Source organism: Isoptericola sp. NPDC055881 (assembly GCF_053615895.1).
On sequence record NZ_JBSHCR010000030.1, the window covers coordinates 29965 to 49256 of the forward strand.

The following is a 19292-nucleotide window of genomic DNA, read 5'->3' on the forward strand; positions in this document are numbered from 1 at the left end:
TTCGCCGAGGCATGCGAGATCACCCTCGCCGGGCGTTGACCGGCACTCCGGCCCGGTGGGTCACTGGAGACATGGACCGCTCGGTCGACACGGACTATCTGGTCGTCGGCGCAGGAGCGGCCGGGATGGCGTTCGTCGACGCGCTGGTCGACCACGACCCGACCGCGCACGCGACGCTCGTCGACCGGCGCGCGACGGCGGGCGGCCACTGGCTCGACGCGTACCCCTACGTCCGGCTGCACCAGGCGTCCCAGTTCTACGGCGTCGCGTCCACCCGCCTCGGCACCGGGCAGGTGCAGGAGTCCGGCCCCGAGCAGGGGCTGCACGAGCGTGCGACCGGCCCCGAGATCTGCGCGTACTACGCGGGCGTGCTCGAGGAGCGTCTGCTGCCCACCGGCCGCGTGGAGCTGCTCGGCGGGCACGAGTATCGCGACGGACACCTGGTCGAGCTCGCGACCGGGCGGGAGGTCGAGGCCCGCGTCCGCCGACGCGTGGTCGACGCGCGCTACCTCGCGCCCTCGATCCCGGCCGAGGGACCACCGCCGTTCGCGGTCGACGACGGCGCCCTGGTCGTCCCCGCCGGGGGCCTGCCCGAGGTGGCGGACGCCCCGAGCTACGCCGTCGTCGGGTCGGGCAAGACCGCCACCGACGCGGTGATCTGGCTGCTCGGCCACGGCGTGGACCCGGACGCGATCCACTGGGTGCGGCCGCGCGACCCGTGGATGCTCGACCGTGCCGCGGTCCAGCCGGACCCGGCGGTCTTCCTCGGCATGGCCGCGACGCTGATGACGGTCGCCGCCGACGCGACGTCGGCCGACGAGCTCTTCCTCCGTCTCGAGGACGCCGGCATCATGACGCGGATCGACCGCACGGTTGTTCCCCTGATGGCGCGTACCCCGACCCTCGGACGCTGGGAGCTCGAGCTGCTGCGCTCGGTGGAGCACGTCGTGCGGCGAGGCCACCTCCGCCGGGTCGCGCCGGGCAGCCTGGCGCTCGACGGCGGCACGGTCACCGTGCCGCCGGGCACGGTCGTCGTGCACTGCGCCGCCTACGGCCTGCACGTGCGCCCCGCCCTCCCGATCTGGGACGGCCAGATCACGCTGCAGTCGGTCCGCGCCGGGTTCCCTCCGTTCTGCGCCGCCCTCATCGGCTACGTCGAGGGCACGCGTCACGACCGCCCTGACGAGGAGAAGAACCGGCTCTGCCCGCCCACGCCCTACTGGAGCAGCCCGGCCGACTGGGCGGCGATGCAGGGCCGCGGCGCGCGCGCGGCGGCGATTTTCATGGCGGACCCTGACGTCGCGGCATGGGCGCACCGGGTGCTGCTCAACCCCGCCCGCGTGCCTCCCGAGGAGGCGGACCGGCCCGAGGTGCGTGCCGTGGTCGCCCGGTATCTGGAGCACGCGCCGGCGGGCATCGCCGGCCTCGCGCGGATCGGGCGCGACGCGGGCGTGCCGGCCTGACGGGCGAGAAGGTCACCCGGCGAGCACCTTGCGCAGCTGGGCCGCGAACGCGGCCGGGTCGTTGCCCGGCGACCACTCGTTGGAGACGAAGCCCCCGTGGTCGCCGGGGAACACCACCGGCTCGACGCCGAGCTCGCCGGCCAGCGCCTGGCCGCCCCGGCGCGCGAAGGTGCCCTCCCCCGCCTCGCCGATCGCGGGGACGATCTGGACCGTCGAGGCGCGGACGCGGTCGAGGTCCGGCCGGTAGTCCGCGGTCGCGAGCGTGTTGCGGCCGAGGAGGAGGTCGTCGCGGGAGCCGTCGTCCTCGGCAGGGATCCCGAAGGCCGCCGGGTCGGGCGCCGGCTGCGCGAGGTACTCCGCCGTGACCGGCCCGGTGTGCATGACGAGGGAGATGAAGCGCGCCATCGCGGGCCCGTGCCCCTCCCGCATGTAGGTCTCGTAGATCGTGTGCAGCGCCTGGGCAGCTGCCTCCCCGTCCGGGAGCAGCGCGACGAGCGGCGGCTCGTGCGCGACGACGGTGCCGAGGTCCTCGGGGTGCGCGACGGCCCAGTCCAGCGCGGCGGCCGCGCCACCGCTGGACCCGAAGACGTCGACCGGTCCCAGCCCGGTGGCCGCCACGATCCGGTGGTAGTCCTCGGCGTGCTCGCCGAGCGAGACCTCGCCGTCGGGGGCGAGCGTGCTGCGCTCCGTCCCGCGGGGGTCGTACGTGATGACGACCCGGTCGTCGAGCTCCGCGACGAGCTGTTCGAAGCCCGACGCCGCCATCGGCGAGCCGAGGACGAAGATCGGCCGGTGCCCGCTCGGGTCGGTCGGCGTGCGGACGTCGTAGGTCAGGACGGCGCCCGGCACGTCCAGGGTGTGGGTGGTGAGCTCGCTCATCGGGGGCCTCCGTGGCTGTGGGGGTGTCCATCGTGTGCTGAGGGTCAGACACTGCGCGACCCCGGAATTCATCGGTACTGACCAGGCAGGACGCGGACGCGACCCGGCGGGCGGGGAGCCTGCCCCCAGGCGTGGGTCGTCCACAGGCAGGGGTCCGGCGGCGTCCCACGCCCGCGTCGCGGGCACAGGCTCGGTGTCGAGGCGCCCAGCCGGGCGCCCCGCACCGAACGAAGGAGCCGCCATGCCTGTCACGACGATGCCGCCACCCTCGCGCCCGGCACCCGAGCGGGACTGGCCCGCCGCCCGGTTCACGCCGCCCGACCTCCTCGACCTGCGCACCGCCTGGACCCGCGAACGGGAGCTGGCCACCTGCCCCGGCGCCAGGCACGACGCCGCCCCGGTCGCACGCTGCCCCGGCCGGCACGGCCGCCTGCTCGACGACGGGCTCGACGAGCTCCTCGACCCCGTGCTCGGGCCGAACGCCACGCCGGGCTACTACCCGTTCAGGGACCTGGGGGCGCACACCGCGGCGGGGCTGCTCGGCCGGCTGGACCCGGAGGTCCTCGCGTCGGAGCGCCAGAACCTGGGGCCCACCCTGGGCACGGTGCTGCGGGCCGTGGTCCGCCACCCGGACCGCCTGCTCGCGGAGGGATACGTCATCGGTCCCCTGCGCTGCGACGAGCGGGTCACCGTGACCGCGGTGCTGCTGCGCACCGACCGTCCCCTGCGGATCGAGCGGCGGCACGACGACGGCTGCGAGTGCGACGACGTCCTGCGGACCCTCACGGCGCTGGGCGTGGACGACATGGACGCGCCACCGGACGAGATCACGCCGTGCTGGGGGCCAGCGTGCCTGGCCACGCCTCCCGGGGCCGAGGGCGCCGACGACGACGAGCCCTGGTACCGCGCATGGTGGGACTGAGCAGCGTTTGCGCCCCGTCAGAGCGGGCCGAGGCGGGCGGCCGCCTCGTCGCGACGTCGGGTGGCGTCCGCGAGGGTGCGCTCGGCACGCTGGCGGGCGACGACCGCCCCCCGCAGCTCGGCGTCGACGGCCGCGGCCTCCTCGTCCAGCTCCGCGAGCCGACGACGGACGGCGTCGCGCTCGGCGTCGGTACGGTGCGCCACCGCCTCGATGCGGCCCACCTCCGCGGCGGCGGCACTGCCGGCGTCGCGCGCGGCCGCGACGTCGTCCTCCGCGTCGGCCAGCTCCTGGCGGGCCCTCTCGCGGGCTTCCTCGCGGGCCTTCTCCTGTGCCTTCTCCTGAGCCTTCTCCTCGGCTGCCGTGTCGTCCGACGCACCCGACGCCTTCGCGCGTCCGCGCTTGCGCTTCTGCGCGGCCGGCAGGTCGGGGACGGCGTGCAGGTGCCGCGAAGGCGCCTCGTCGTCGTCCAGGGGCGCGATCCCGAGCGCGTCGGGGACCGCGACGGCGGACGCGACGTCGGCACGCCCGATGCCGGTGGCCTGCAACGGACCCACCAGGAGGCCGAGGCGCACCGCCCGCCCGGCGTCCGGGTCGATCATCGCGGCCGTGAGCGTGGACTCGACCTGCGCGAGCACCGCGCCCGACACCACCGCCCCCCGCTCGACGGCGAGCGAGCGCGCCCGCGCCGCGACGGCAGCGACGAGCTGCCGACGCTGCCGGGTGAGCTCGCGCAGGCGCGGCCCGTCGAGCTCGTCCTGAGCGGCGCGGAACGCGCCGCCGAGCTCCACCACCTGCTCCACCTGGTCGGGGTCGGCGTGCGCCAGGAGGTTGACCACCCAGGCCGCCGTCGACGGCTTGCGCAGGCGCTTCACCCGGTCGGCCGCCTCCTCCTGCCCCTCGGCGCGCAGCGCGGCGGCACGCGCGTCGCGCGCGGGGACGAACTCGCCCGGCTCCAGGGCGTAGAGCGCGCCGGCGGCGTCGGTCAGCACCTCGGGCAGCGTGGGCACCCTCCGAGAATCCGGAAGCCCCGCCACCGGCGCAACCCCACCCGCACGCTGTCAGAGCCACGTGGTGCCCCGCGCCGTCCTGGTTCTGACAGCCCCGGAGCTCCCGCCGGCTGTCAGAACCACGAGCGGGAACAGGGTGACGTGGGTCTGACAACTCGCCTTAGGATCGTTTCGATCCCCATGACCGAGAACCTTCCCAGCACACCTCCGCCGTCGACGACGTCGCCTGCCCCGGCGCCGCCTGCCTCGACGTCCCTGCCATCCCTGCCGTCCCTGCCCGTCGACGAGCGCCGCGCGACAGTGATCCTGCTCGCGATGGCGCTGTCGACGTTCCTGTTCGTGACCGTCGAGTCGCTCCCCTCTGGCCTGCTCACGCTGATGGCCCCCGACCTGGGGCGATCCACCTCCGAGATCGGGCTGCTGGTGACCGGCTACGCGCTGGTCGTGCTGATCACGACGGTGCCGCTGGCGCACTGGGCCCGCCGCATCCCGCGCCGCTGGGTGCTGTCCGCCTGCGCGGGAGTGGCGGCGGTCGCGACCCTGTGGGCGGCGCTCGCGCCGAGCTACGAGCAGCTCCTCGTGGCGCGGCTGGTGACGGCGACCGCCCAGGCGCTGTTCTGGGTGGCGGTGGTGCCCGCCACCACCGGCCTGTTCCGGCCGGTCGTGCGCGGCAAGGTGATGGCGCGCCTGGCCCTCGGCAACTCCCTCGCACCGGTGCTCGGCGTGCCGGCCGGCACCTGGCTGGGCGAGCACACGTCGTGGCGGTGGACGTTCGCGGCCGTCGCGGCGCTCTCGCTGGTCGTGACGTTCGTCGTGCTGGCCCTGTTCCCCACCCTCACGCCAGCGGAGGGCGGCGCCAGCCGGTCACCGCACCCGAGCGCCCGCCGGTTCGGCTTCCAGATGGTCACGACCGGCCTCGTGCTCACCGGCGCGTTCGGCGTCATCACGTTCGTCACGCAGTACTTCATCGAGGTCACCGGGTTCGTGCAGGCGGACATGCCGCGGCTGCTCCTCCTGCAGGGCGTGGCCGGGGTGGTGGGAGCGATCGTGGTCGGCCGGTTCCTCGACTCGCGCCCGGTGGCCGTGCTCCTCGTCGCGCTCGTGGTGCTCACGGTCGCCCTGCTCGCGCTGTGGGCGTTCGGCGAGAACGCCGCCGTCGCGGTCTCCGCGCTGGCCCTGTTCGGGTTCTCGTTCTCGTGCGTCCCGCCCGCGCTCTCGCACCGCGTGATGCTCGTGGCCCCCGGGACCACGAACATGGGCGTGGCCGTCTCGTCGTCCATGTTCAACGTGGGCATCGCTGCCGGGTCCGGCCTGGGAGCGGCGCTGGTCGCCGCGGTCGACGTGCGCGTCGTCCCGCTGGCGAGCGCCGCCGTCGTCGTGCTCGCCCTGCTCGTCGCCCTGGCGGAGGAGCGGTTCAGCCCGCGCCTGCCCGGCGCCCACTGACAGGAGGACCGTGCACGACGACGACCGCTGCCCCTGCGGCTCCGGCGACACCTACGGCGCGTGCTGCGGCCCGCTGCACCGCGGCGACCGGCCTGCGCCTACCGCGGAGGCGCTCATGCGCTCGCGGTACAGCGCGTTCGCCGTCGGGGACGCCGCGTACCTGCGCGCGACGTGGCACCCGCGCACCCGTCCCCGGGCGCTGGAGCTGGACGACGACCAGGAGTGGCGGCGTCTCGTCGTCCTCGCCACCCACGCGGGCGGCCCGTTCGACGACGGCGGCGAGGTCGAGTTCGTCGCGCAGTACCGGTCCGCCGCCACCGGGGAGCGCGGTCGCCTGCATGAGGTGAGCCGGTTCGTCCGCGAAGGCGGCCGCTGGCTCTACGTGGACGGCGACGTCGGGGCCTGAGCGACAAGGACGACGACGTCGTCCGGGGCGAGCGTCGGCGCCACCCCGTGGCCGGCTCCCGCTGCCAGGTCCGGGTCAGAGTTCGGTCCCGGGCCCGGGTCCGCCAGGTCTGCCCGGCCCGCCGCGAGGTCGTACCGGGCGCCGTTGAGCACGTCGTCGAGGACGGTCGCGGGACGCACGGGCTCCGGGCCGGCCGCGAGCGCAGCGGTCAGGTCGAGGCGTACGGGCCGGTCGGTGTGGTTGATCGCGACCAGCGTCCGGCCGCGCCACACCGTCTCGACGCCCGGCTGCTGGCCACCCGGCGGGACGCCCGCGCTCTCGAGCACCGCCCGCAGCACCGTGTCGAGACCCCCGTCCTCGGCAGTCGGACGCCCGCCGGCCAGGTGCTCGACAGCCCGGTACTCGACGGCCGGGTGCCCGGCCGCGCGGCGCGCTGCGCCGAGGTCCGTGCCGACGTACCAGGCACGGCCGGCGCCGTGGTCGTGGCGCGCGACGGCGACACCGCCGGCGAGCGGGCCGTCGTCGTACGTGGCGAGGACGGTGGCGCCGTCGGTGCGGGTGCGCTCGCCCAGGACGGCGGCGGTGGCACGCGCCCCGGCGGACGCACCGGCGGTCCAGACGACGTCGCTGCCGCCGTCGGGCAGGGGCACCCACTCCTCGGCGGACACCCCGAGCACGTGCCGCAGCAGCGCCGGGGAGCGTCCGAGGTGCAGGTGCCCGTGACCGTCGGCGACCCCGCCGAACGGCCCCCACACAAGGTGTCCGCCGCCGGCGACATAGGCGTCGAGGCGGTCCGCGTCGTCCTGCTCGAGCACGGCGAGGGCGGGGGCCAGCACGACGTCGTACGCGTCGAGGGTGGCGTCGTCCTGCCCGGGTGCGACGACGTCGGCGACGACCCCGAGCCGCCACAGCGCGCGGTGCCAGGACTTGAGGGTGGCGAGGGGATCGAGCCGCGCCGTCGGGAGGGCGACCTGCGTGGCGGCCCACCACGACGGCCAGTCCCACAGGAGGGCGACCCGGCTGTGGACGGGCTCGCCGACGAGCCCGCCCAGGTCGCGCAGCTCGGCGCCGATCCGACGGACGCCCGCGTGCACCGCGGTGTCCGGGCCCGCGAGCGGCAGCATCGCGGAGTGGAAGCGCTCAGGGCCGGAGCGCGCCTGGCGCCACTGGAAGAACAGGGCGCCGTCGCAGCCGTGCGCGGTGGCCTGCAGCACCTCGGCGCGCAGCCGTGCGGGCGACTTCGTGAGGTTGTGCTCGCGCCAGCTCACCGCGCTCGCCGCCTGTTCCATGCGCAGCCAGGGTCGGCCGCCGGCGAGCCCGCGGGCCAGGTGGTTGACGAGCGCCGCGTCCGCGGGAGCGTCGGGGGACGCCGGATCGGGATAGGCGTCGTCGGCGACGACGTCGAGGTCGGCGCGCCACGCGTGCGGGTCGACGCCGCCGAAGAAGCCCATGAGGTTGGTGGTGACGGGCCGGTGCGGGTCGTGCCGACGCACGATCGCCTTCTGCTCCCGGTACAGGTCCAGCAGGAGGTCGGAGGAGAAGCGCCGGAAGTCGAGCTCCTGCGCGGGGTTGCGGTGGTAGGGCGCCGCACGCGGCGGGAGGACCTCGGCCCAGTCGCCGTACTCCTGGGACCAGACCGGCGTGGCCCACGCCGTGTTGAGGGCGTCGAGGCCCTCGTACCGCGCCCGCAGCCAGTCGCGGAACCTCGCGGCGCACCGGTCGCAGAAGCAGACCTGCCCGTACTCGTTGCCCGCGTGCCACATCCTGACCGCGGGGTGGGGGGCGTACCGGGCGGCGAGCTGCTCGGCGATCGCCGCGGCCGCGGTCCGGTACGCGTCCGACGACGGGCAGAACTGGTTGCGCGACCCGTAGCTCAGCACCGTGCCGTCCGCCGTCGTCGGCAACGACTCCGGGTGCAGGTGGCCCAGCCAGGGCGGCGGGGACGCGACCGGGGTCGCCAGGTCGACGGCGATGCCCGCGTCGTGCAGCAGGTCGAGGACGTCGTCCATCCACCCGAAGCGGTACTCCCCGGGCCGAGGCTCGTAGTGCGACCAGCTGAACACGCCGACCGTGACGAGGTTGACCCCCGCCTCCCGCATCAGCGCGACGTCCTCCTGCCACACGGCCGGGTCCCACTGCTCGGGGTTGTAGTCGCCGCCGTAGAGCATGCCCAGCTCGTCGGTGAGCCGTGCGAGGCCGATCGTCATCGTGGTCCCCCGGGTCGTCGTCGAAGCGCTTCGACCCGCACCCTAGCCGGGCTCGGGGAGATCGCGCAGACCCGCACCCCACGGACGCGCCGGATCATGGACGGCGACCGCCAGCGTGGTGTCGGACTGGCCGTAGTAGGCGAACCACTTGCCGCGGAACTGCACCAGGCCCTCGACGAAGGTCACGTTCGACACGAGACCGTTGCGGTCCTCGAAGGTCTGCGGCCGCAGCCACGGCTCCTGCAGCCGCGCCAGCACGCGCGTGGGCTCGTCGGGGTCGATGGCGATCTGTCCGCAGCGGTAGTCGACGTCCACCGACCCGTCCTCGTGCACCGTGCGCGTGGCGCCGTTCGTGAGCATGACGAGCAGCCCGTTGTCGGTCAGGACGGGCGACGTGCCGATCTCGACGAGCGCCTCGTCGAACGTCCCGGGAGTGGGCGAGTACATCGGCTCGGTGTCTGGCGTGCCGGGCGTCCAGTGCACCAGGTCGTCGGACGTGGCCCAGTAGATGGCGCCCTCGCCGAAGTACATCCACCAGCGGCCCTGCATCTTGACGGGGACGATGACCCCCGCCTTCGACCAGTTGAAGCCGCGCGGGTCGACGGTGGCGAAGGTGTCGAAGTCCTCGAACAGCGGGCCGTGCTTGGTCCAGGTGCGCAGGTCGGTCGACGTCGCCAGGCAGAGCTGCGCGGACCGCCGGTCCCACCCGGTGTAGGTCAGGTAGTACGTGCCGTCGACGAACGCGATGCGCGGGTCCTCGCAGCCGAACCTCTCGTAGTCCTCGCTCGGCGAGAGGATCGGCTCCTCCTCCCGCTCGAAGTGGTACCCGTCGCGGCTTCGTGCGAGCCCGATGTGGGACACGATGTCGTCGGCGTGCGCCCGGTACAGGAGCACCACCTCGTCCCCGTCGACGAGCGCGGCCGGGTTGTACAGGTTCGCAGACTCCCAGCTGCCGCCGCGGGGGCGCAGGATCGGGTTGTGCTCGTAGGGGACGAACGGGCCGAGCGGGAACGCGGCGTGGGTGAACATGCTGGTGACGGTCATCGGGTCATCCCTTCACGGCGGAGCCGAGGTCAGAGGCGGTGAAGTACCGCTGGAACAGGCAGAACAGGACGACGACGGGGAACGCCAGGGTGGTGGCGCCGGCGAGGATCGCCCCGTTGGGGTTGGCGGTGGACTGCGCCACGTTGGAGATGTAGTTCGCCAGCGACACGGCCAGGGGCTGCATGGAGGCGTCCTTGGTGATGAGGAACGGCCACAGGAACTCGTTCCACGGCCCGATGAACGTCACCAGCACGACCGTGGCGAGCGCCGGCTTCACCAGGGGGACGGCGATGGTGCGCAGGATGCGCAGCTCGCCCGCGCCGTCGATCCGCGCCGCCTCGAACATCTCGCGCGGCAGCGCACGGAAGAACTGCGCGAAGATGAAGACGGCGGTCGTGTTGATCGCGAAGGGCAGGATCATCCCGAGGTACGAGTCGCCCAGGCCGTACCCGCGTGTGACCTGCACGTACAGCGGGATCATGAGCAGCTGGAACGGCACCATCTGGACCAGCAGCATGAGCACCCACACCGCGCCCCGCCCGCGGAAGTCCAGCTGGGCGATCGCGTAGCCGGCCAGCAGACCGAAGACGACGGTGCCGCACAGCACACCCAGCGTGAACACCAGGGAGTTGACCAGCGACCCGCCCAGGTCGATGCGCGCGTCGATCTGCGCGAAGTTGTCCAGGGTCCAGCCCGACGTCGGCACGAGCGCGTCGGGCGTGTTGGTCGGGCTCTGCTGGAACGCCCCGACCACCATGAAGTAGAAGGGGAACGCGAACGCGACTGCCGCGACCGTCAGGAGCAGGTAGCGCAGCCCGGTCCAGCGCGAGCGGTCCCGCAGGCCCCGCGTGGTGGTCCTGGTCATGTCAGGCCTCCCGGTTCAGGCGGTTGGCGGCCAGGGACAGCAGCCCGACGACGATGACGAGGACGATGCCGATGGCCGACGCCAGGTCCGGGTTCTGCTGCTGGATCCCCTTCTGGTAGATGAGCAGGACGGGCGTCGTCGAGGCGCCGTCCGGCCCGCCGCCGTTGGTGAGGAGGTAGGGCTCGGTGAAGAGGTTCGCTCCCGTGATGATCGCCAGCACCAGCACGAGGGTCGTCGCCGTGCGTACGCCCGGGACGGTGACGTTGAGGAACCTCTGGAACGCGTTCGCGCCGTCGGTCTCCGCCGACTCGTGCAGCTCGCGCGGCACGTTCTGCAGCGCAGCCAGGTACAGCAGGATGTACAAGCCGAGCTGTTTCCACGTCACGTAGAGGGCGATGGTCGGCATCGCGAGCCTCTCGTTGACGAGCCACGACGGGTCAGGGGCGAGCCGGCCGAGGACCGCGTTCACGAGGCCGTCCGAGGAGAACAGCAGCATCCACACCCCGACCAGCGACACGCTCGCCGTCAGGTACGGCACGTAGAACGCCACCCGGTACGCCGACGCCCAGCGCACGCCACGGTCGAGCGCCGTGGCAAGGACCATCGACAGCACCACGGTGAGGGGGACGTTGATGACGAGGAAGACCGCGGTGTTGCGGAACGACTCGAGCACCTGCGGGTCGGTGAGGACCGTGACGAAGTTGTCGAGGCCCACGAACGGCTTCGGCACGTCGACACCGGGCGCCGTGAAGAAGTAGTCGTGAAACGCGATGTAGACGGCGAACGCGAGCGGGTAGGCGAAGACGGTCAGGACGAAGACGAGGTAGGGCAGCGCGAAGACGGTGCCGACCGGTTGCGCACCCCACCATCGCCGCCGCGTCGCCCGCTCGGGGCCAGCCGGGCGCGCCACCGGCCGCGGCGCCGTCGAGGTGGCGGACATCAGCCCTGGACGAGACCGTCGACGGAGTCGGCCGCCTTCGTCAAGAACTCGTCGACGGACCCCTTGCCGAAGATCACCGCCGACGAGTACGCGTCGCGGAACGCCTGCCAGGCCTCCACCGAGTTCGGGATGCTCGGCACGTCGCCCGTGCGCTCGGCCTGGGCGGCGAACGCCTGGTAGTCGGGGTTGGCCTTGAAGTAGTCCGCGTACGTGGCTGCCAGGTCCTGTCGTAGCGGCATCTGGCCCGTGGCCTCGAGCAGCTTGCCGTCGTTCTCCTCGCTGGTCGAGAACTTCAGGAACTCCCAGGCGGTGCCCTGGTTCTTGCAGGAGGTGAACATCGAGACGTTCTTGGAGTCGGCGAAGGTCACCGGGTCCGCCCGCCCGTCCGACGTCGGCACGGGCATGAACCCGACGTCGACGGTGTCGGCGTAGGAGGCGATCGCCCACGGGCCGGCGAGCTGCATCGCCGTCGTGCCCGCCGACATGGCGTCGTCGGTCGACGCCTCCTTCGGCGCGAGCCCCTCGGAGTAGACCGTGGCCCAGAAGTCCCCGACCGCGCGGCCCGCGTCGTCGTCGAACGTCGCCGCGCCGTCCTCGACGAGCGACGTGCCGTCGGTCTCCGCGAGGTACAGCGGGTAGAAGTCGAACCACGGCTGGAAGAACTCGTTCGTGGGGGACGGCCAGATCGCGCTCTTCGCGGCCCCGGAGTCGACGATCTTGCGTGCCCCGTCGAGGAACCCGTCGTACGTCTCCATGCCGGGGTCGGCAGGGTCGAGACCGGCCTTCGTGAACAGCTTCTTGTTGTACATGACCATGACCGGGTTGGACTTCCACGGGAGCTGGTAGAACCCGCCGTCGGTCTGGTACACGTCGCTGTCACCGCTGCGCTGGGCGATGTAGTCCGTGCCCCCGTCGATGTCCGACAGGTTCACGAGCCCGCCCTGCCGCACCCAGTCGGGCACCGCCGCGCTGGAGATGTTGTACACGAGGCAGGGTGCGGTGCCGGCCGTGATCGCGGCGGTGATCGCCTCCTCGGACGAGGACCCGGCCGGGATCTCCTGGGCGGTGACCTTCTCGTCGGGGTGCTCGGCGTTCCAGGCCTTGACGACCTCCTTGCCCCAGCCGACCTCCTGCTCGTTGTTGGACAGCCAGATCTCGATCGGGCCGGTCCCGGACGCTTCCTCGTCCGACCCCCCGCCCCCGCCGGAACAACCGGCGGCGAGCGCGACGGCGGCGACGGCTGCCACGGCAGCCGGTCGGATGTGCTTCATCGGTAACTCCTCCTTGAGTCGGGCGGGGCGCGCGGACGCGCACCTCAGTGCCGTTCTGGCGCGCGAGCGTCGGTGCTCGCGCGCAGGCGCAGGACGTTGCAGTCGACGGTGACCGAGCGCGGCTCCTGACCGGCGAGGTCGGCGAGCAGCCGCTCCGCGGCGACCCGGCCGCGACCGAACGGGTCGGTGGACACGCTCGTGAGCGCAGGGGTGAGGTGGGCCGACAGGTGGTCGTCGTCGAAGCCGGCCACCGCCAGCTCGTCCGGGACGGCGAGGCCGCGACCCTGGGCGTACGAGATGCCCGCGATCGCCATCGTGTCGTTGGAGTAGAGGATCGCGGTGGGCCGGTCCTCCAGGTCCAGGAGCTCCTCCGTCAGAGCGCGACCGCTGCCCGCGGTGAAGTCGCTCTCGCGCAGCAGCTCCTTCGACCCGACGGCCTGCACGTAGGCGCGGGCACGGGCGTAGGAGTGCACGTACTGCAAGGGCCCGGCGACGTGCGCGATGCGTTCGTGCCCGAGCGAGCGCAGGTGCGCGACGAGCCGGCCGACGGGCGCGGCGTCGTCCGTGCGGACGCACGAGTAGGCGCTCGGCCGGTCGTACGCGCCCAGCAGGACGGCAGGCACCTTCAGTCGCTCCAGGAACGGCACACGCCAGTCGTCCCGGTGCAGGTCGAGGACGATGACGCCGTCCGCCCGGCCCGCCCGCATGGCCCGGTAGGCGCGCTCTTCCGCCGTGCAGCTGTCCACGACCTGCAGGACGAGGGCGACCTCACGCTCCGCGAGCGCGGACTCGACGCCGGCGATGAACCCGGGGAAGAACGTGTCGGACGCGATGATGGTCGGGTCCCTGCGCAGGATCACGCCGATGGCGTTGGCGCGGCGGACCGCCAGGGCGCGCGCGCTCGAGCTCGGCACCCACTCGAGCGCCTTCGCGGCCTCGAAGACCCGGTGCTTCGTGGCTGCCGAGATCGGGCGGTTGCCGCTGTACGCGTGGGAGACGGTCGCCTTCGTGACTCCTGCGGCACGGGCGACGTCCGAGATGGTCGGTCGGCTCATCACACACCTTCGTGGTCCGGTCACCTCGACGGTAAAAGCGGTTTGACGATCACGACAACCGGTTTGACGATGCGAGCGCAGGAACAGGCTGGTGACACGTGTGGGTGAAAAACGACCATTTGGTCTGGAATCTCACTGTCCGATTGCTACGTTTCACTCACTTTCGCGACGCCAAAGAGCCTCCGGCAACTGCTGCCGGCAGGCTTCGCCGGCGTGCGTACTTTTCCCTGAGAGAGGAACACAAGTAGCGATGAAGCACTTCTCACGGGTGGTCCCGTTCGTGGCCGCCGCCACCCTGGTCGGCGGGCTCGCCGTGCTCGGCACCGCCGCCTCCGCCTCCGCCGCCCACCAGATCGACGGCGGTGACGTCAAGAACAGCTCTCTCACCGGAGCCGACATCAAGAACAGCTCCCTGACGGGTTACGACCTGCGCGACGGGTCGGTCGGTTACGCCGACCTGAGCGACTACACGAAGTCCAAGCTCAAGGGCGCTACCGGTGCGACGGGCAAGACCGGTGCGACGGGCAAGACCGGCGCCACCGGTGCGACGGGCCCCGCGGGCCCGACGGGTCCTGCCGGGGCAGACGGCCAGCAGGGCGAGCGCGGGGACGACGGCATCGTCGGTGTCAAGACGTTCCACGAGTCTGCCGTCGTGGCGCACGTCGGCGGCAAGTGGGGCACGGGCCACACCGCCGTCGGAGAGGTCCAGCTGGAGGCGGGCACGTACCTCGTGTCCGTCAACGGCATCGTCGGCCGGTCGACGGACGACCTGCAGGCGCCGTACGCCACGCCCGTCTTCCAGGTGCAGGTCAACAAGGGCACGTGGGACCAGGACGGCTACCAGACCGTCACCGCGTACACGGGCGAGTTCCCCGAGGCGGGCACCGCAGGCACCATCGAGCAGAACGCGTCGGCCTACGGCGTGATCACCCTCGACGAGGCCACGACGCTGTCCGTCGACGCCTTCGGCTACAACGCCGACCGCTCGTCCGCGGGCAGCGGCGAGTTCACGATGAACGTCGACGCGACGTTCACGCAGGTCGACGAAGGCTGACCCGGCTCCGGCCCTCACCCCTCGGCGACGCGCCGGGGGGTGAGGCCGTCCGGCGGTGCCTCGACCGGGACGCCGGCACGCGGGTAGGTCCGGGTCCGCTCCGACGTCCCCATCCCCCACCGCACGGTGCGCACTGCGAGCGCGCCGGCGGGGCCGCCGAGCGTGCGACGGAACCACGTGTCGAGCTCGAGCGCGTCCCGCGCCCACGCCGGGAGCAGCGAGACCGCTCCTGCCGCGAGGAGCGCGTACGGCAGCCGCGCCGGGCGCGGCAGCGGCGGCTCGCGCAGCAGGAACCCCGCGGCGTCGAGCGCCGCCGGGGACACCTCCAGCTCCGGGCGATACGACTCGATCGTCGCGCGCAAGTCGGCCACCGTCTCCGGCACGACGACGGCGCCCAGCGCCCGGGCGACCCGCGCCGCCTGGCGCACGTACTCGTCGGCCTCGGTCCTGGTGAGCGGCCGTTCACCGAACCTCTGGTGCGCGGTGAGGAACGAGTCGGCCTCCGCGGCGTGCACCCAGGACAGCAGGTGCGGGTCGCCGGCCCGGTACGGGCGGCCGTCCGGTGCCTTGCCCCGCACCCGTTCGTGCACCGACCGGACCTTGTCGATCATCGCCTGCGCGTCGTCGACCGTGCCGAACGTCGTCGTCGCCAGGAAGGTCGCCGTCCGCTCCAGCCGGCCCCACGGGTCGCCCCGGTACCCGGAGTGCCCGGCCACGCCCGCCATCGCCAGCGGGTGCAGCGACTGCAGCAGCAGCGCCCGCAGCCCGCCCACGAACATCGACGCGTCCGCGTGCACCCGCGCGACAGGGCTGTCCGGCGCGAACCACCGCGGCCCCGGCGTCAGGTGGATACGGTCGCGCGACGCGTTCGCGTCGTCGCCCGCGACCTTCTCGAACAGCATCTCCCCCAGCCGCGACCGCAGCTGCTCCACGGGGTTCGTCGCCGTCGTCATCACGTCAGTATCGCGCCATGCCGGGGGTCGGCGCGTGAGTCGCGCGCACATTCTCGAGCCATGCCACGAGCTCACTCTGCCGAGCGAAGGGACCGGGGATACCGAGGTTCGGGACCCCGACCAGGGCCGCGTCCGCACGCATCAACGCCCGTCGCGTCGACGTCGTCGCGAGCCGCATCGCCGCGTCGTCCGTGAGCAGCAGCACCACCATCCTGTTGTGGGCGTGCGTCCACTCAGTGATCGCCGTGAGGTCGCCCCACTCCAGGTCGCATCGCCCGTACCGGATGCCCCGTCTGCTCACCACGAACGTCACCGGCCGCACGAGGCGCCACCCGGAGACCAGCACGCCCAGTCCGAAGAAGCCGCTGCACAGCCACGCCGCCACCACATGATCGCCGTCGCGTGCCATGAAGACGCCTCCCGCGACGAAGACCAGCGACATCAGCAGCACTCCGAACATCCGCCACCGGGATGCGAAGACGCGAACGTGCCCGGTCAGCGCGAGCTGATGGCCCCAGTGCTGGTGATCCGCCATGGCGCGGAGAATAGCGAGCCGCAAGGTGCGCGTCACCACCCCGCGTGCCGGGGTGAGATACCGGGGGCCCCAGCAGCTGTCGCGCGAACATGGGACGCCGATGGAGCACGCCGCGCGCCTCGGCGGCGAGGAGCGTCCGCGTCTTGATCAGCCCCGTGACGGAGGCGACGCTCAGCGGCGGCGCCCCCTCGCGCACGCGGTCCTCGACCTGCGCGACCGCACGGGACCGTCGTCCTGCCCGAAGGAGTGGCGCCACACGGGGTCGCGGCGCGTGAACCAAGGTTTGTGCCACCTGGGAGACCTCCTCCAGCAGCTGCACGGCGGAGATCCCGCCGCCGACGACGGCGACGCGCTGCCCGGCGAGGTCCTCCGCCCGGAGGTAGTCGGCGGTGTGCAGCTGGCGTCCTCGGAACGTCCCCTGGCCCGGATAGGCGGGCCAGAACGGCTTCGACCACGTGCCCGTCGCGTTGACGATCGCCCGCGCGACAACGGTTCCCTCCTGGCCGACGTCCGGCTGCTCGACGCCGGGCAGGTCGTGGATCCCGTACACGGTGCTCATCCGCATGAAGCGCCACCGGTGGCGCCCCGCCCCGCCAGGCCCGTCCTCGGCGTCGAGCACCAGGAACGAGCGCGCCCCTGCCGGGTCGGCACCGTACTTCAGGGCTACCGTCGGGACCCATGACCTATGCGAACGTCGGCACGCTGGGTGCCGCCCCCGGACGCCGCGACGACCTGGTCGCCCACCTCACGCAACGCAGCACGGAACTCGCCGACGCGGGGTGCCTGCTGTACGAGGTCGGTGTCAGCGACGACCAGCCGGACACGGTGTTCGTCTCCGAGCTGTGGACGTCCGCGGAGGCGCACCGCGCGTCGCTGCAGCTCCCGAGCGTGCAGGCGTCGATCGAGGCCGCGCGGCCGCTGCTGTCCGGCGACTTCGGCGGCTTCCGTTTCACCGTCGTCGGCTCACCGCTGCGGGGCTGACATGGCGGCGGGACGTGAGCGCAAGGCCGTCGTGATCGGCGGGGGCGTCGGCGGACTGGCGTCAGGGGTCGCGCTGGCGCGGCACGGGTGGGACGTGAGTGTCGTGGAGCGGGCGACGTCGCTGGATCCCGTCGGTGCGGGGATCGTCGTCGCGCCGAACGCCGTGCGGTCGCTCGACGCGCTGGGGGTCGGGGACGCGACGCGCGACCTGGCCGCGCTGCAGGGCGAGTTCGGCCTCCGCCGTCCCGACGGGCGGTGGCTGGTGCGCGGGCGCGCGGAGGAACCCACGTCGCTGTTCGGCGACCGCACCCTGATGCTGCACCGCGCGCAGCTGGTCGGCCTGCTCGCGGACGCGCTCCCGCCCGGTGCGCTGCGCCTCGGCGCGAGCGTGGAGGTCACCGACCCTGGGACGACGACGCGGGCCGCGCGCGTCACGACGACCGACGCCGCCACGGGGACGACGACGGAGACGGACGCCGACCTGGTGGTCGCCGCAGACGGCATCGGCTCCGCGACCCGGACCCGCTGGTGGGCGAGCGCCCCCCGCCCCGTGGCGGGCGGGTCGACGGCGTGGCGGTTCGTCACACCCCCGCTCCCCGGGGCGAGCGGGGCGGAGATCTGGGGACGCGGCGTCGTCCTCGGGGTCATGCCCCTCGCTGACGGGCGGATCTACATGTACGTGTCGGTGGCGGACGCGGCCGGCGTCCCGCGCGACCTCGACGAGCTGCGCGCCCGCCTTGCCGACTGGTACGACCCGATCCCCGCGCTCCTGGCGTCCGTCGACGACGACGCGGCCCTGCGGCACGAGCTGCGGCACCTGCCCGCACCCCCCGCCTCCCTCGCGACGGGCCGGGTCGCGCTCGTCGGTGACGCCGCGCACGCGATGCTGCCGAACCTCGGGCAGGGCGGGTGCCAGGCGCTCGAGGACGCCGTGGTGCTGGGCGTGCGCGTCGGCCCGGACGGTGACGTCGCCGAGTCGCTGCAACGCTGGTCGGCCGAGCGCCGGCCGCGGGTCGAGCAGGTGATGCGGATGTCGGCACGCCTCGCGACGCCGACCCTGTGGACGTCCCGCGCTGCCACCGCGGCGCGCGACGCCGGCATGCGCGCGTTCGGGCGATGGGCGGGAACCCTCGGCGCGCGCGCCCTGCGACCGGTGATGAGCTGGCAGCCACCGGAGGGCTGAGCGGGGCCGGGCCGCGCCCCTGACGCGGTTATCCACAGGCCCTCGGCGGCGGTGTGCGGGATCGACCTACAGTGACGCGACCTCGCCGCCGACAGGAAGCCTCGTCATGACCCGCACCCGGGCCGTCCTCGCCGCCACCTCACTCGTCACGGCCGCCGCCCTGCTCGTCGCCGGGTGCGCCGACGGTCCACAGTCCTCGCCACGGCCCGCCGCCAGCAGCGCCAGCACCAAGCCCTCGCCGTCGCCGTCGCCGTCACCGTCACCGACAGCCAAGGCTGTCGTCGTGGCACCCGAACGACCCCAAGCGCTGGACGACGACGGGCCCGCCGGCGCCGAAGCCGCCGCGGTCTACTTCCTCGAGCTCGACGACTACATCATGAAGACGGGCGACACCGCCGAGTGGGAGGCCATGTCGCACAAGAGCTGCACGTATTGCGCGAACAGGCTCGACCAGGCACGCGAAATCACGAAGCGGGGAGACATCTTTACTGGCGGGGACGCAAAAGTGCGGGTAACTCAGACATACGCCCAGGACTCCACGACCGGGATCTGGCCCCTTGATGTGAGGATCGATGAGAAGGCCTCCACGATCACCAGCAAGAGCGGAAGGAAGCTCTTCCATCAGGACGCCTCAGAAGACGAGTCCCGCGTCGAGGTCGCCCGAAGCCGTGGACACTGGACGGTCCTCACTGTCGCCGAGATCCCGGGCTCCTGAGATGCGCTCGCTCGCTATAGCCGTCCTCGCCGCGGCGACACTCGTCACCCTGCCCGATCATGCGAGCGCCGGTACCCACCTGCTCGGAGAACAGTTCTCATCGACGAGCCCGCCGACGACACCGTCGTACAGCGGGCGCAGCGACGACCGCAGCAAAGAAGTCGTCGTCGAGGGGGAACTCCCGATGGCGACCATCGACTCCAGCGGAAGCAACGCCTCAGGCGAAGCGAGCGAGGACCGCTACCTGCGCGCGGACGCCACAGCCTGCCTCACCTTCGACGACCTCGAAGCCGTCCAAGCCATCACCACCGCACCCGGCGCCTGCCCCCAGAACACCACCGAAGCCCAGATCACCCCCGCCTGCGACGG

Annotated in this window: 19 protein-coding genes and 1 pseudogene; 9 read left to right on the top strand and 11 right to left on the bottom strand. The window is 73.0% G+C overall.

Going from position 1 to position 19292, the window contains the following annotated elements; genetic code table 11:
• The first annotated feature begins 71 nt into the window (after nucleotides 1-71).
• Nucleotides 72-1463, top strand: a complete 1392-nt coding sequence (locus tag ACWGKI_RS11115) for a pyridine nucleotide-disulfide oxidoreductase (protein WP_452186960.1) — start codon at nucleotides 72-74, stop codon at nucleotides 1461-1463.
• A 12-nt stretch (nucleotides 1464-1475) separates the two neighbouring features.
• Here the strand turns inward: ACWGKI_RS11115 and ACWGKI_RS11120 are convergent, their stop codons facing one another.
• Entirely contained in the window at nucleotides 1476-2342 is an 867-nt protein-coding gene (locus ACWGKI_RS11120) for an alpha/beta fold hydrolase (protein ID WP_380243748.1), read from the bottom strand.
• A 241-nt stretch (nucleotides 2343-2583) separates the two neighbouring features.
• Here ACWGKI_RS11120 and ACWGKI_RS11125 point away from each other — a divergent pair, with 241 nt between their 5' ends.
• Nucleotides 2584-3264, top strand: coding sequence for a hypothetical protein (locus ACWGKI_RS11125; protein ID WP_452186963.1), 681 nt, complete (start codon nucleotides 2584-2586; stop codon nucleotides 3262-3264).
• Between the two features lie 17 nt (nucleotides 3265-3281).
• On the opposite strand, the gene ACWGKI_RS11130 is transcribed toward ACWGKI_RS11125, so the two are convergent.
• A complete protein-coding gene (locus ACWGKI_RS11130; protein WP_452186965.1) occupies nucleotides 3282-4271 on the bottom strand; it encodes a hypothetical protein in 990 nt (329 codons plus the stop codon).
• Between the two features lie 180 nt (nucleotides 4272-4451).
• Between ACWGKI_RS11130 and ACWGKI_RS11135 the strand changes: the two genes are divergently transcribed.
• Together ACWGKI_RS11135 and ACWGKI_RS11140 are read left to right on the top strand one after the other, a co-directional pair.
• Nucleotides 4452-5714: an MFS transporter gene (locus tag ACWGKI_RS11135; RefSeq protein WP_452186967.1), complete on the top strand. Its 1263-nt coding sequence runs from the start codon at nucleotides 4452-4454 to the stop codon at nucleotides 5712-5714.
• A 10-nt stretch (nucleotides 5715-5724) separates the two neighbouring features.
• A complete protein-coding gene (locus ACWGKI_RS11140; RefSeq protein ID WP_380243752.1) occupies nucleotides 5725-6120 on the top strand; it encodes a YchJ family protein in 396 nt (131 codons plus the stop codon).
• Here ACWGKI_RS11140 and ACWGKI_RS11145 read toward each other — a convergent pair.
• The 6 genes from ACWGKI_RS11145 to ACWGKI_RS11170 are packed head-to-tail and all read right to left on the bottom strand — an operon-like array spanning nucleotide 6093 to nucleotide 13502.
• The gene (locus tag ACWGKI_RS11145) at nucleotides 6093-8327 is read right to left on the bottom strand and encodes a beta-galactosidase (RefSeq protein ID WP_452186969.1); all 2235 of its coding nucleotides are present in this window, start codon (nucleotides 8325-8327) and stop codon (nucleotides 6093-6095) included. The two genes, ACWGKI_RS11140 and ACWGKI_RS11145, sit on opposite strands and share 28 nt — an antisense overlap.
• A 42-nt stretch (nucleotides 8328-8369) precedes the next feature.
• Nucleotides 8370-9371, bottom strand: a complete 1002-nt coding sequence (locus ACWGKI_RS11150; protein ID WP_380243754.1) for a glycoside hydrolase family 130 protein — start codon at nucleotides 9369-9371, stop codon at nucleotides 8370-8372.
• Between the two features lie 4 nt (nucleotides 9372-9375).
• A complete protein-coding gene (locus tag ACWGKI_RS11155) occupies nucleotides 9376-10236 on the bottom strand; it encodes a carbohydrate ABC transporter permease (protein WP_452186971.1) in 861 nt (286 codons plus the stop codon).
• A gap of 1 nt (nucleotide 10237) precedes the next feature.
• Nucleotides 10238-11176, bottom strand: coding sequence for a carbohydrate ABC transporter permease (locus tag ACWGKI_RS11160; protein ID WP_452186973.1), 939 nt, complete (start codon nucleotides 11174-11176; stop codon nucleotides 10238-10240).
• Complete coding sequence (locus tag ACWGKI_RS11165; RefSeq protein ID WP_452186975.1) at nucleotides 11176-12447, bottom strand: extracellular solute-binding protein; 1272 nt, start codon at nucleotides 12445-12447, stop codon at nucleotides 11176-11178. Before ACWGKI_RS11165 ends, ACWGKI_RS11160 begins: the two co-directional genes overlap by 1 nt.
• A gap of 44 nt (nucleotides 12448-12491) precedes the next feature.
• Nucleotides 12492-13502: a LacI family DNA-binding transcriptional regulator gene (locus ACWGKI_RS11170; protein ID WP_380243758.1), complete on the bottom strand. Its 1011-nt coding sequence runs from the start codon at nucleotides 13500-13502 to the stop codon at nucleotides 12492-12494.
• 250 nt (nucleotides 13503-13752) lie between these two features.
• Between ACWGKI_RS11170 and ACWGKI_RS11175 the strand changes: the two genes are divergently transcribed.
• Entirely contained in the window at nucleotides 13753-14556 is an 804-nt protein-coding gene (locus ACWGKI_RS11175) for a collagen-like triple helix repeat-containing protein (protein WP_452186977.1), read from the top strand.
• A 14-nt stretch (nucleotides 14557-14570) separates the two neighbouring features.
• Here the strand turns inward: ACWGKI_RS11175 and ACWGKI_RS11180 are convergent, their stop codons facing one another.
• From ACWGKI_RS11180 to ACWGKI_RS11190, 3 genes and pseudogenes are all read right to left on the bottom strand, one after another.
• Nucleotides 14571-15509 carry an oxygenase MpaB family protein gene (locus tag ACWGKI_RS11180; RefSeq protein ID WP_380243759.1) on the bottom strand — a complete coding sequence of 313 codons (939 nt, stop codon included), beginning with the start codon at nucleotides 15507-15509 and terminating at the stop codon, nucleotides 14571-14573.
• Nucleotides 15510-15513: 4 nt separating this feature from the next.
• Nucleotides 15514-16044: an STM3941 family protein gene (locus ACWGKI_RS11185; RefSeq protein WP_452186979.1), complete on the bottom strand. Its 531-nt coding sequence runs from the start codon at nucleotides 16042-16044 to the stop codon at nucleotides 15514-15516.
• Nucleotides 16045-16327: 283 nt separating this feature from the next.
• Nucleotides 16328-16609 (bottom strand): annotated as a pseudogene (locus ACWGKI_RS11190) (FAD-dependent oxidoreductase); the annotation flags it as partial.
• Between the two features lie 113 nt (nucleotides 16610-16722).
• On the opposite strand from ACWGKI_RS11190, the gene ACWGKI_RS11195 reads away from it, so the two are divergent.
• From ACWGKI_RS11195 to ACWGKI_RS11210, 4 genes are all read left to right on the top strand, one after another.
• On the top strand, nucleotides 16723-17025 hold the full coding sequence (locus ACWGKI_RS11195; RefSeq protein ID WP_452186981.1) for a putative quinol monooxygenase: 303 nt from the start codon (nucleotides 16723-16725) through the stop codon (nucleotides 17023-17025).
• Nucleotide 17026: 1 nt separating this feature from the next.
• The gene (locus tag ACWGKI_RS11200; RefSeq protein WP_452186983.1) at nucleotides 17027-18208 is read left to right on the top strand and encodes an FAD-dependent monooxygenase; all 1182 of its coding nucleotides are present in this window, start codon (nucleotides 17027-17029) and stop codon (nucleotides 18206-18208) included.
• A 106-nt stretch (nucleotides 18209-18314) separates the two neighbouring features.
• A complete protein-coding gene (locus tag ACWGKI_RS11205) occupies nucleotides 18315-18923 on the top strand; it encodes a DUF6318 family protein (protein WP_452186985.1) in 609 nt (202 codons plus the stop codon).
• A 1-nt stretch (nucleotide 18924) separates the two neighbouring features.
• Nucleotides 18925-19292 (top strand): hypothetical protein (locus tag ACWGKI_RS11210; RefSeq protein ID WP_452186987.1); only part of this gene is annotated, 368 nt, incomplete at its 3' end.